Genomic DNA, 12889 nt, shown 5'->3' with positions numbered 1-12889 from the left:
GAGCTACTCTCCCTTTCGTTTCCGCAATATCTCTTCACCAAACCACAGATCGTCTGGCGTCGTAATCTTAATGTTCTCATAGCTTCCCTGCATAATCGATACCGGATGACCTAGCCACTCAACCAGCATCGCATCATCCGTACCCTGCTTCCCCGCTGCCTCAGCTGCCTGATGTGCCTCTCGCAATAAAGACATACGAAAAGCTTGTGGGGTTTGAACCGCCCACAAGCTTTCCCGTGCCGGAGTTGACTCTACGAGTCCATTTGCCCCCACCACTTTAATCGTATCTTTGACAGGTACTGCCATGATCGTTGCCTGATCTTGTTGCACCTGTTTGATCATGTCACTGATCTGTTTGCGAGTGACGAAAGGACGGGCAGCATCGTGAACCAGTACGTAATCGCAATTTGCGGATAGTGATGCCAAGCCGTTTCTCACACTGTCTTGTCGCTCTGCTCCACCCAGAGTAACCACGACCGCCAGCTTTTCAGCCGAGATCCAGGCCATAACTTCTGCGTGGTCTGCTTCACTCACCACCAGCACGACTTCATCAATGTCGGGATGAGTGGCAAAAAGACGTACCGTATGAGCCAAGATCGGCTCGCCCGCAAGCGGTAACCACAACTTGTTTCGTTGTCCACCCATTCGTTTACCCGAACCGGCTGCAACGATCACGACACCCGTGCTCACTGATTCATCCCTCTCCTGTTGGCTTTTCTATAATGCTCGTTCCAGTAACTTTGGTTTGGCGAAGATCATACGTCCTGCTGAAGTTTGCAGTACACTCGTTACGAGAACATCAACGTCGTTTCCGATGTATTCTCGTCCGCCCTCTACAACAATCATCGTGCCATCATCCAGATAAGCGACACCCTGACCGTGCTCTTTTCCATCCTTGATGACTTGAACGTTCATCTCTTCTCCAGGTAAAACTACAGGCTTGACTGCATTTGCCAAATCATTGATGTTCAATACCGCAACACCTTGCAGCTCACATACCTTATTCAGGTTAAAGTCGTTTGTTACGACCTTTCCGTTAATGAGCTTTGCGAGCTTGATCAGCTTGCTGTCCACCTCGGATACTTCTTCAAAATCGCCTTCCCAAATCTGAACCTTTACCTTCATTTCTTTTTGAATCTTATTCAAGATATCCAGACCCCGACGACCGCGGTTTCTCTTCAGTACATCGGAGGAATCGGCGATATGCTGCAGCTCCTCTAACACAAATCCCGGAATGACCAGTACCCCTTCCAGAAAGCCGGTACGGCAAATATCTGCGATGCGTCCATCAATGATGACACTGGTATCGAGAATTTTATTTTCCAAGTTAACGGCAGTTGTCGCACTTTCCTTTTTCCTGTCCTTGCGTCCAATCGAAAATACCGACATAATCTCGTCCCGCTTGCGAAATCCTACCTGGAAGCCCAAATAACCGAGCAACCCGGAAACAATTAACGGCAAAAGATCTCCTACAAATGGAATCGGAATTTTACTGATGGGCAGGAATAATAAGAATGCAACAATAAGACCACTAATCAACCCCATCGCTCCGAACATCACATCGACAACCGGCATTTTGACGAGTGCCTCTTCACCCCATCGAACGATGCGCAGAACATAATCCACAACCCAATTCGCTAAAAAGAAAAACAAGATGGCACCCAGTATAGCTCCAATATATTGCGATCCGGCTACTACACCAAAGTTTAACAATGGATCGAGCAACGAAAACAATTCGTCACCAAATCGATACCCCAATCCGCCACCAATCAAAACAAAAATGAATTTTCCTACTCGGCGTAACATGCCTTCACCTCCTTTTACTAATATAGACAGAAGCCTAAGAGTAAAACCCTATTTTTTTCCAAATCATTATAATGCTTCATTTTACTTTCCCTCACTATAGCAAAAAAGATTTTGCCATGTCAAATAGCCAAAAATTTTAACATAGTTGTCATTTTCTCGTCAACCCGGGAACACTCGTTTCCTTTGATGATAAATTGACAGGGAGCTGACTCCCTTCTTATAATGTCAGTATCGTAATGAGAGAAAATTATGACGATACCAACAGCCTAAAGCAGAGGTGAACCAGATGGACAATCGAAACATAGACGACTTTCAAACGCAAGTATCGGAGCTTTTGATCAGACATCGTAGCGTACTGGACGTCATGTCCAAAGTTCAGGAAACGGCATCCCGCATTAACCGTTCACTGACAAAAGCCATCACCGAATGCGGCTGTGTCGAAGTGGTTGCCAAAAAACAGACGTACGATTCGAACAAGAATCTGGAGGACAACAAGTCCCATTTGGACACCCACTTTAACGGACCGCTGTGCGAGCATTGTCGCGATGTAGTTACTGCTGAGCTTGGCAAAAACATCTTCTACCTCACTGCTTTGTGCAATATTACTGACATTAAGCTAGAAGATGTGCTTCAGAAAGAATCCAACCGCCTGAATACTTTGGGTGTCTTCAATCTGTCTTAAAAGTCCGTTACTCGTATTACGAATGAACCCTAAAAAAAGTTGCATACAAAAAAGAAAAACCCGCACATTGAAGTGTGGGTTTTTTTAGGTCGTAACTATTCAAACGGAACGGTTTCTTCCTCTTTGTTTTTACGCTTGCGTAATTTTTTGACGAGAAAGTCAACGTTTTTTTTTATTCCGTACAGTGCATAAAAAGCAAGTGGCAGGAAAACGATTTTTGGAAATTGCTGCGGGTACTTAATCGCTACAACAACCACAATCGCGATGATAATGGGTGTGATCCAGTAAGCAGACTTTGGAATCCCCACTTTTTTAAAGTTAGGATACTTGACCTTTGATACCATCAAAAAGGCAAGCAACAACATACTTACGGCAAGCAATACCGGAGTGAATACCTGGTGATAGAGTGCGAGCGTAGCCAGTACGCCCCCCGCTGCCGTAATCGGCAAGCCGATGAAATACCCCGGAACCCCGGCCTGTACGTTAAAACGCGCCAAACGTAGCGCACCGCAGATCGGAAAAATGGCTGTAATGAGAATCCCAAGCAAATCAAAGTGTTGCAAGACGACAACATACATGATGAACGCTGGCGCAATCCCAAATGTAATAACGTCAGAAAGGGAATCCAATTCCTTCCCGAACTCACTTTGGGCATTCAACATACGAGCTACACGTCCATCCAGCCCGTCTGCCAGCATACCAATGATCACTGTGATCGCTGCATATTCGACGTATTGATCGCCTCGAAACGCAAGAATAATTGCTAAAACTCCCAGAAACAAATTGCTTACGGTTAGTATGTTCGGTAACGATTTCACGAACATAGACTACCTCCTGATTTCTTTTGCGTAAGGAGCAGGTTATCCTGTTGACCTTGTTTTTATCCAAGTCCCTTAGGCAAATGCTGAATACAAATAATGCCTTTATCCTATTCTACTTTAAATGTGCCTGTCAATGAACACTTGTTCTTGAATCCGTTTCAGTCCCTCTTTAATCGCTCTCGCTCGAACCTCGCCAATGCCTTCCACTTCGTCTAATTCCTGAATCGTTGCCATCATGATTCGAGGCAGATGATGAAAATGTTCTACCAGATTCGAGATGATCGTAACGGGCAGACGCCTGATCTTGTACAGGATCCGATAACCTCTAGGGGAAACCGATTCATCCAGCATACTGGCATTAGAGGAATACCCCAGCGTTCGCAAAAAAGAGGTGAGCTCCAGCATTTCCTCTGAGTTTAATTTTTTCATGTCCCGCAGCACAAGATCAGGTGAATAGGATGCATCTCGGGAATAATCCCGGATAAGCATATGAGCCTCTTCCTCAATGTTTGAAACCAGTTCCTCCAACTGCATACTGACGAGCCTTCCTTCTACTCCTAGCTCACATATGTACTTGGAGACCTCTGTCTTAATACGTAACACCATCTCAATCCGTTGCAAAACCGAGGCAACTTCGTGTAAAGTAACGAGCTCCTCGAATTCTAACGCACCGAGATTCGTCAAAGTTTGATCAAGCACGGCCTTGTATTTCTCAAGGGTAGATACAGCTTGATTCGCCTTGGCCAAAATGACACTAATTTCGCTTAAAACATACCGGAAATTCCCCTGGTATAGCGTGATTACATTGCGACGCTGGGAGATAGCAATGACCAGATGATTCGTTTGAATGGCCGTGCGTTGTGCTGTACGATGCCGTGTCCCCGTCTCGCTCGTGGGGATTGAGGAGGGCGGGAAGATTTGCGTATTTGCGTACAGGATGCGTTTTGCGTCTTCACTTACTATAATCGCCCCATCCATCTTCGCTAATTCATACAAATGGGCAGGAGAAAAATCACAATTGATGGAAAAACCGCCATCGACAATCGACTTCATCTCCGGACCGCACCCAATAACGATCAAACCCCCGGTTTTGGCCCGTAAAACATTTTCCAACCCTTCACGAAGCTGTGTACCGGGTGCCACGAGACGAAGCACATCACCGATTTGCGGAGTTCTTTTGATGTTCCCCTGCATGCCCACTCCTACCTCCTTATCACCTCGTTCAACGCATCGGCAATATTGCTCACACCAATTACTTGAATATCTGCTGGGGCATCCAGACCGCGGATGTTTTTCTCTGGTATGATGACACGCTTAAAGCCCAATTTATGTGCTTCTCGTACTCGTTGCTCAATACGAGAGACACCGCGCACCTCACCAGTCAAGCCAATTTCTCCGATAACAACATCATGCGGATTGGTAGCGTGGTCACGGAAGCTGCTTGCAATGCTTACGGCAATCGCCAAATCAACTGCTGGCTCATCCAGTCTGACCCCACCTGCTACGTTTACATATGCATCCTGATTTTGCAGCATCATGCCCATGCGCTTTTCCAACACTGCCATAATCATCGCCACACGCTGATGGTCGACCCCTGTTGCCGTTCTCCGTGGGGTTACAAAGCTGGTCGGGGCAACGAGAGCTTGCAGCTCAACCAAAACGGGACGTGTGCCCTCCATACTGGCTACGACCGTGGAACCCGCAACGCCAAATGGACGCTCTGCCAAAAATATCTCAGATGGATTCGCCACTTCCTCCAAGCCGCGATCCTTCATTTCGAAAATACCGATTTCGTTTGTCGAACCAAAACGGTTTTTGACGGCGCGCAAAATTCGAAACGTATTATGGCGCTCCCCTTCAAAATAGAGAACAGCATCCACCATGTGCTCAAGCATACGCGGACCAGCGATAGAACCTTCCTTGGTTACGTGACCGACAATGAAGGTACCGATCCCTTTTCCTTTTGCAATTCGCATCAATTGAGCAGTAGCCTCGCGCACTTGTGCGACGCTCCCCGCAGCCGATTGGATCGTCGGGTGAAACACGGTCTGGATCGAGTCAATAATCAGCACATCCGGGTCTACTTGATTAATATGCTGTTCGATCAAATCCAAATCATTTTCTGCCAATACAAACATCGGCGGCGTTTGCAAATGAAGTCGATCCGCGCGAATTTTGATTTGTTTTGCCGACTCCTCTCCCGATACATAGAGAACCTTCGCCCCTTGATGAGCCAAGGCAAAAGAAGTCTGCAAAAGCAAGGTCGACTTTCCGATTCCGGGATCTCCCCCCACCAAAATGAGTGAACCCGGAACAAGCCCTCCACCTAGAACACGATTCAATTCTCCAATCGTCGTATCCATCCGTGGCTCTTCTTCACTGGCTACCTGGGTTAATGGAATCGCAGATTGGCGCTGGCCTCCGCTCAGCCCTTCGTGACGATGGGCATTTTTTACCGTCACTTCCTCTACCAACGTGTTCCAGCTGCTGCATCCTGGACATTTCCCCATCCATTTTGGCGATTCATAGCCACATTCTTGACACGCGTATTTCGTTTTATACTTTGACATAATCGCACCCTCACTTGGATTTAATTTCTCTACTTTTATCATAATTACGCACCCAAAAAAAGAATACCTCCTGAATCAGGAGGCATTCTATTACGTTTCAACAGCTTACGATTTCGTTTTTTCGAGGCGCTTGACTACCAGCTTGCCTTCTTCGGCTTCGATATTGACGGTATCGCCTTTACTGATCGTACCCTTGAGCAATTCCTCAGACAAATTATCCTCGATGTGGCGCTGGATAGCACGACGCAGAGGGCGTGCACCATAGGCCGGATCAAAGCCTTCTTTTGCCAGTACTTTCTTGGCTTCTTCAGTCAATTGGAAATCAATGTCTTGCTCTTTCAAACGTTTACGCAGCTCTTCTGTCATGAGCGATACGATTTGCTCGATGTGCTCTTGCTCCAAAGAGTGGAACACGATTACTTCATCGATACGGTTCAGGAACTCAGGACGGAAGCTCTTCTTCAGCTCATCCATGACTTTGTCCTTCATGTCCTGATACTTTCTTTCCGAATCGTTGGTCGTGAAGCCAAGCGTTGTATTTTTCTTGATCATGCTGGCTCCGACGTTGGAAGTCATGATGACAACCGTGTTGCGGAAATCGACGGTACGCCCCTTGGAGTCTGTCAGACGGCCATCATCCAATACTTGCAAGAGGATGTTGAATACGTCTGGGTGAGCTTTCTCGATTTCGTCCAGCAAAATGACGGAGTAAGGCTTGCGACGAACTTTTTCGGTTAGCTGGCCGCCTTCGTCAAAGCCTACGTAGCCAGGAGGGGCACCTACCAAGCGAGCGGTGGAATGCTTCTCCATGTACTCAGACATATCCACACGGATCATGGCATCCTCGTCACCGAAAAGTGTCTCCGCCACAGCACGAGCCAATTCAGTTTTACCAACACCGGTAGGTCCCAGGAAGATAAACGAGCCGATCGGGCGTTTTGGGTCTTTCAAGCCAGCACGGGCACGGCGGATCGCACGCGAGATGGATTTGACTGCTTCATCTTGGCCAATGACACGATCGTGCAAAATCTCTTCCATCTTCAGCAAGCGCTCTGTTTCTTCTTCCTTCAGCTTCAACACAGGAATACCCGTCCAGCTCGCCACTACTTGCGCGATGTCTTCTGGCGTAACCTCCATGTTCAGCTGGCCTTGGCGCTCTTTCCAGTCTTTTTTCGTTTTATCCAGCTCTTCACGCAGTTTTTGCTCCTGATCGCGAAGGGCTGCTGCTTCCTCGAACTCTTGTGATTGTACGGCAGCGTCTTTTTCCTTGCGTACCTCTTCCAAACGTCCCTCCAGCTCTTTGAGGTTGGGTGGAACCGTAAAGGATTGCAAGCGAACTTTGGATGCCGCCTCGTCAACCAAGTCGATGGCCTTGTCAGGCAGGAAGCGTTCCGTAATATAGCGGTCAGACAGTTTTACTGCCTGCTCAATTGCTTCATCGGTAATTTTGACGCGATGGTGGGCTTCGTAACGATCACGTAGGCCATGCAGGATACGAATAGCATCCTCCGCTGTCGGTTCATCAACCTGAATCGGTTGGAAACGACGCTCCAGTGCTGCGTCTTTTTCGATGTACTTGCGATATTCATCCAGCGTAGTAGCACCTACGCACTGTAGCTCGCCACGTGCCAGAGCAGGCTTCAAAATGTTGGAGGCATCAATTGCGCCTTCTGCTCCACCGGCACCAATCAAGGTGTGCAGCTCATCAATAAACAGGATGATGTTTCCTGCTTGGCGAATTTCGTCCATGATTTTTTTCAGACGATCCTCGAACTCACCGCGATATTTGGTTCCCGCAACAACAGTTCCCATATCGAGGGTCATGACGCGCTTATCACGAAGGGTCTCCGGAATTTCGTTGTTCACGATTTTTTGGGCAAGACCTTCTGCGATAGCTGTTTTCCCGACGCCAGGCTCCCCAATCAAAACAGGGTTGTTCTTGGTGCGTCTGCTAAGTACTTGGATCACACGCTCGATTTCTTTTTGGCGACCGATGACTGGGTCCAGCCCGCCATCACGAGCAATTGCAGTCAGATCCCGAGCCAAGCCGTCCAGTGTCGGCGTATTCGCAGCTGGATTCCCTCCAGACGGTTGATGAGATGCCATCATTTCCGAGCTGCCAAGCAGCTGAAGCACCTGTTGACGTGCCTTGTTCAGGCTAACGCCCAAATTGTTCATGATTCTTGCAGCAATGCCTTCTCCTTCACGGATCAAGCCAAGCAGAATATGTTCAGTCCCCACATAGGTATGACCCAGTTTGCGAGCTTCGTCCATCGACAGTTCAATGACCTTTTTGGCGCGAGGTGTATAGTTTGGTGTGTAATTACTACCGGACTGCTCTGTTCCTCGCCCGATTAACGACTCCACTTCACTCTGGATTTTATCGAGGCCAAGCCCAAGTGATTGCAGTGCCTTTGCAGCAATCCCTTCGCCTTCTCGAATGAGTCCCAGTAGCACATGCTCTGTCCCAATATCTTTGTGCCCGAGACGAACCGCCTCTTCCAGGGCAAGCGCCAGTACTTTTTGTGCTCGTTCTGTAAAACGTCCAAACATCATATCGTACACCTCCGTATAACCGTGTTTTTTCTCTATATGGTTAACAATTGCGTGATACCATTACTCTTGCGATTCTACTACGCGCAGACGCTCGCGGATCAACCTTGCCCTTCTTTCGTCGCGTTGGTCCGGAGTGAGCTTTTGACCAGCGTGGTGTTGTAAAAACCCTGGCTGTGTCGTGACCAACAGTTCGTTTAGGACCAGCGGAGACACGTTTGGAATGATGCCAAGATCAATCCCCAGACGGACATCGGACAGGCGCTGAGCCGCTTCTTTGGACTCTACCGTGCGAGCATACATCAAGATGCCAAACGACCGAAAAATCCGATCCTCCAAAGAAACCCGTGTATGCTCCAGCAAGTACGTACGTGCCACACGCTCTTGCTCAATAATCTGTCTGGCTACACCGTAGAGATTGGAAAGGATATCGGACTCAGACATCCCCAGTGTGACCTGATTGGATAACTGAAAAAGATTCCCTAGAGCTTCGCTGCCCTCTCCGTAAATTCCTCTAACGACCAGACCAACTTGATTAATCGCCTGTAAAATTCTGCTGATCTGCTGCGTCATCACCAGAGCGGGCAAGTGCAGCATCACGGATGCACGAATTCCCGTACCCACATTGGTTGGGCAACTTGTAAGATATCCACGTGTTTCGTCGAACGCGTAGTTCAAGTTTTTCTCAAAAATGTCGTCTATCTTCGTACCTATTTCCCATGCCTCGTTCAAACGAAACCCGGGTAATAGTACCTGTATTCGAATGTGATCTTCTTCATTAACCATAATGCTGACAGACTCATCTTCCCGAAGTAATACGGCACCTTTGCGAGATTCCTCTGCCAGATGGGGGCTAATTAGATGCTTTTCTACGAGCACGCGTTTTTCTAACGGGTTAATTTGATCCATATGGATAGCCTGGAGCTGATGCCGTTTGCGCATTGCCTCCGAATCGCTTACTTCCGTTACCTTTCTGACGACTTCCTCGCCCTGCGAGTCCGTTGCCAATAACGGAAAGGGGTGCTGGCGCAGGTTACGGGCGATACGCAGCCGTGTACTAATGACAATGTCGGAATCAGGACCTTCTCCTTTCATCCAATTGCTCCACGGGTTTTGCATAAACTGCTTTTGGGACATAACCAGCTAACCTCCCTTGCTACGATTGGGCCATTTTTTGTTCCAATGCTCGAATTCGATCACGCATTTCTGCTGCCTTCTCGAACTCTTCACTGGCGACATGACTTTGCAGCGCTTGCTTTAGTTGCTCCAGCTCTTTACGGATCTTCAGTTTGCCACCGGTGCGCTCTGGTACTTTTCCACTATGCTGTGTGTTTCCATGAATCCGGCGGAAAAGTGGGTCCAGCCGATCTCCCAAAAAGGTGTAGCAATCACTACAGCCAAATCGGCCACTTTTACTAAATTGAGCATATGTGAGTCCACATGTTTCGCATTGAAGCGGCTTATTCGTTGCCGTTTCGCGTCCATTCTTTTGCATGGGATCAAATTTTAAAAGTCCTGACAGGAGATTGTTGATGCTGAAGTTGTGAAAGCCGGTAAAGACGTCCCCTTTTTCATGAGCACACTGCTCGCAAATATGGTATTCGGTTTTTTCGCCATTGACGATTTTCGTCAAATGAAGTGTCGCCGGTCGTTTTCCGCATTCCTCACAGTTCATATCATCATACCTCCTTTTACTTCAACAAGATTGCTGCGATCATCTGCTTTAAAATATTTGCCCGCAAACGATCCCGCAATTCAGCTTCTAAGGTCAATACGTTTCTCGAGGTAGCGATTTTCATCAAGGTGGCTTCTCTGATGTTGACTAATCCTTCCTCAAATAGTCTTTCTACGATCGCATTTCCCACGCTTTGACTGATGCTCTCACCAATCAGTTCTTCTGTTAGCAATTCTTGCAAGCGTGCTTTGCTGACAATCTGCACCTTGCGTATGCGAATATACCCGCCGCCCCCGCGCTTACTCTCTACGATGTAGCCTTTTTGAACGGTAAAGCGCGTATTGATGACGTAATTGATCTGAGACGGCACACATTGAAAATGGTCGGCAAGCTCACTACGCTGAATCTCGATCGATCCATTGGGACTGTTTGTAATGATGCTTTTCAAGTGATGTTCAATGATGTCCGAGATGTTACGCAAGTCATCGCCTCCTATTCCTCTGTGTATGTTCTTATGAGGTACCTATTGACTTTGACTATCTTTGACTTTAATTATAATGGGTTTAGTGCGTGCCCGCAAGTGTCCCTTACACATTCTAGTGTGGGCAAAAGAGGGTCGCTTGAAACTTGGACATGATCAACAAAAAAACCACTCCCTGAGGAATGGTTTATGCCTGTTTTTGCGTATTGGTGTCGATTGCTGGCAAATGATTTAGTAGCTGTGAGAAGCTGGTAATGATGATATCTGCCCCATCAAGCTCGCCTGGTTTGGCAAAGCCAAAGTCGCATCCAATGGTAAATAAACCGTTTGTTTTGCCTGCTTCCACATCGGAGTGACGATCTCCTACCATGATGGCTTGCCCAATTTTGTAATCAGACAACAATTTTGCAACCAGATCATTTTTGGAATGCGTACGGAAACGGCCAGCGGAGTACAGGTCGGTCATCAGCGGCTTTAACTCGTATTCCTGACAAATGGCATCGATATATTCTTCCTGCCCATTGCTTGCTACAAACAATGCAAATCCTTTTTCATGCAGCTTTTCTAAGGTTGATTTTACATCCGGGTATAGCTCAGTCACTCGTTCTTTGAGTAACTGGATTTCATTGTCTAGCAAAAAGGCGTCTGCTGAGTGAATGGCTTCCTCACTCGCGCCCGGTAGCAATTTGTCCCAGATCTGCTCGATCGTCATTCCCAGTACATTGATCAGTTCACTTTCGTCAGGGGTTTCTCCTTGCCATAGCCCTTTTTGACGAAGCTGGTCAAACGTTCGGATAAATGCCGGGGTCGACAGCTTTTCAGTTTGCAGTAACGTGCCATCCATATCAAATAATATCGCGAATGGTACAGTCATGGGTTCCTCCATTTTGTCTGGCTAGGCAGCTATTCTATTTTCCCTGGCAGCATATTCATATCATCCATGATAAACTCAGTAATTCGTTGTGCAGCATCTGGCTTTGAGATTTTCTGTCCCATTCTGCGCATATATTCCACCTTGGACGGGCTATGCAATAGTTCATCGATAAAGTAAATCAACTGCTCGGATAGATTCGCGTGCACTGCACATCCATTATTGAGCAAAAAGTGGCTGTTCCTCTCTTCCTGTCCAGGCAGAGGGTTGTAAACAATCATGGGTACCCGTTTACTCATTACTTCAGCTGATGTAAGTCCGCCTGATTTGGTGACAATTAAATCAGCAGTCTCCAAGTATTCGTGGAAGTTATTGATGAATTTTAGCGGAACGACTTCATGGCGATACGTACGATTTGTCACTTTATTGTACAGCTTGTCGTTTGTCCCTGTTAACACAAAGGTTTTCAGAGGAATGTTAATCTCTTCTAACCCATCTAATACCTTTTCCATCGAGCCGAGACCCAATCCGCCCCCCGAAAGAATAATGCTCTTTTGTCCAGGAGCGAGGCCCAGCTTTTGCCGAATCAAATCGGCGTCCAATGGCAAGCTGAATTTTTTCATGATGGGAATGCCCATCGGAATGAATTTTTGATGATCCTGTCGATAAACGTCTAACAGGTAATACAGTTGCTCATGGCCGATGAAGTAATAGTTGATATGATGATTAATCCATGAAGGATGGATGGTATAGTCGGTAATAATTGTATAGATTGGTTCCTTCCAGTCATTTCTTCCTTTCAGTACGGAGAGCATACAGCTTGCAAATGGATGCGTAGCAATAAAGGCATCAGGCTGTACACTGTTGATCAGCTTTTTTAGTTTGTTTGCTAATAACTTATTCATCAGCACATTCATATCGAAGAAACGGGTTTTTTCTGTATTATGATAAATTCTGCCCCACATCTTGGGTGACAGCCTTAACAGATTCATATAGCTTTCCAGCAAAATCTTGTGAAAGGTGGGGCTAATATATTCCAGCGTATCGATGATCATTGATGTGCAACCACTCTCAGCCAAGCTTTCTTGCATAGCCCGCGCTGCCTGGTTGTGTCCGTTACCGATGGAAGCGGAAAAGATTAGAATTTTTTTCATGAACGATTCTCCTTCATAACCTCGCCTACTCCAACGCTTGGATCAGGTACCTTCTCATGTTAGTCTACCCCAAGACCCGTCTGCAAGAGGGAACTTGTCGGTCATTCGGCCTAACTTATCGACAAAATAATCGCGAGTTTGACTTTTTGCTGTAAAAACGAAAAACCTCCTTACCCATTCTGGGGTAAAGAGGTTGGATTCATTCCCTGAAAACTGAATACGCATGATTGCTAAGTGTGTGGATAAGTCCTCGACCGATTAGTATTCGTCAGCTCC

At 47.0% G+C, this 12889-nt stretch carries 12 protein-coding genes; 1 reads left to right on the top strand and 11 read right to left on the bottom strand.

What is annotated here, in order from left to right:
• Positions 1 to 3 precede the first annotated feature (3 nt).
• Positions 4 to 690 carry a 2-C-methyl-D-erythritol 4-phosphate cytidylyltransferase gene (ispD, locus tag KB186_RS25840; RefSeq protein WP_232774670.1) on the bottom strand — a complete coding sequence of 229 codons (687 nt, stop codon included), beginning with the start codon at positions 688 to 690 and terminating at the stop codon, positions 4 to 6.
• 27 nt (positions 691 to 717) lie between these two features.
• Positions 718 to 1806, bottom strand: coding sequence for a PIN/TRAM domain-containing protein (locus KB186_RS25835; RefSeq protein ID WP_173612316.1), 1089 nt, complete (start codon positions 1804 to 1806; stop codon positions 718 to 720).
• Between the two features lie 286 nt (positions 1807 to 2092).
• Between KB186_RS25835 and KB186_RS25830 the strand changes: the two genes are divergently transcribed.
• Positions 2093 to 2488: a DUF1573 domain-containing protein gene (locus tag KB186_RS25830; protein ID WP_173612315.1), complete on the top strand. Its 396-nt coding sequence runs from the start codon at positions 2093 to 2095 to the stop codon at positions 2486 to 2488.
• Between the two features lie 95 nt (positions 2489 to 2583).
• On the opposite strand, the gene pssA is transcribed toward KB186_RS25830, so the two are convergent.
• The 9 genes from pssA to KB186_RS25785 all read right to left on the bottom strand — a co-directional run bounded on the left by pssA (position 2584) and on the right by KB186_RS25785 (position 12613).
• Positions 2584 to 3312: a CDP-diacylglycerol--serine O-phosphatidyltransferase gene (pssA, locus tag KB186_RS25825; RefSeq protein ID WP_173612314.1), complete on the bottom strand. Its 729-nt coding sequence runs from the start codon at positions 3310 to 3312 to the stop codon at positions 2584 to 2586.
• A 114-nt stretch (positions 3313 to 3426) separates the two neighbouring features.
• The gene (gene disA, locus KB186_RS25820; RefSeq protein ID WP_221869267.1) at positions 3427 to 4503 is read right to left on the bottom strand and encodes a DNA integrity scanning diadenylate cyclase DisA; all 1077 of its coding nucleotides are present in this window, start codon (positions 4501 to 4503) and stop codon (positions 3427 to 3429) included.
• A gap of 8 nt (positions 4504 to 4511) precedes the next feature.
• Entirely contained in the window at positions 4512 to 5879 is a 1368-nt protein-coding gene (gene radA, locus KB186_RS25815) for a DNA repair protein RadA (RefSeq protein ID WP_088910268.1), read from the bottom strand.
• A 105-nt stretch (positions 5880 to 5984) separates the two neighbouring features.
• A complete protein-coding gene (locus tag KB186_RS25810; protein ID WP_016742864.1) occupies positions 5985 to 8435 on the bottom strand; it encodes an ATP-dependent Clp protease ATP-binding subunit in 2451 nt (816 codons plus the stop codon).
• Between the two features lie 60 nt (positions 8436 to 8495).
• Entirely contained in the window at positions 8496 to 9569 is a 1074-nt protein-coding gene (gene mcsB, locus KB186_RS25805; RefSeq protein WP_232774669.1) for a protein-arginine kinase McsB, read from the bottom strand.
• 19 nt (positions 9570 to 9588) lie between these two features.
• Positions 9589 to 10107, bottom strand: coding sequence for a protein-arginine kinase activator protein McsA (gene mcsA, locus KB186_RS25800; RefSeq protein WP_012683955.1), 519 nt, complete (start codon positions 10105 to 10107; stop codon positions 9589 to 9591).
• 16 nt (positions 10108 to 10123) lie between these two features.
• Entirely contained in the window at positions 10124 to 10588 is a 465-nt protein-coding gene (locus KB186_RS25795) for a CtsR family transcriptional regulator (RefSeq protein ID WP_048035636.1), read from the bottom strand.
• A 187-nt stretch (positions 10589 to 10775) separates the two neighbouring features.
• On the bottom strand, positions 10776 to 11462 hold the full coding sequence (locus tag KB186_RS25790) for an HAD hydrolase-like protein (RefSeq protein ID WP_221869268.1): 687 nt from the start codon (positions 11460 to 11462) through the stop codon (positions 10776 to 10778).
• Positions 11463 to 11491: 29 nt separating this feature from the next.
• On the bottom strand, positions 11492 to 12613 hold the full coding sequence (locus tag KB186_RS25785; RefSeq protein ID WP_173612310.1) for an MGDG synthase family glycosyltransferase: 1122 nt from the start codon (positions 12611 to 12613) through the stop codon (positions 11492 to 11494).
• Positions 12614 to 12889 lie beyond the last annotated feature (276 nt).

Source organism: Brevibacillus sp. AF8, assembly GCF_021270385.1.
GTDB lineage: Bacteria > Bacillota > Bacilli > Brevibacillales > Brevibacillaceae > Brevibacillus.
This window is presented reverse-complemented; position numbering and strand designations above follow the sequence as displayed.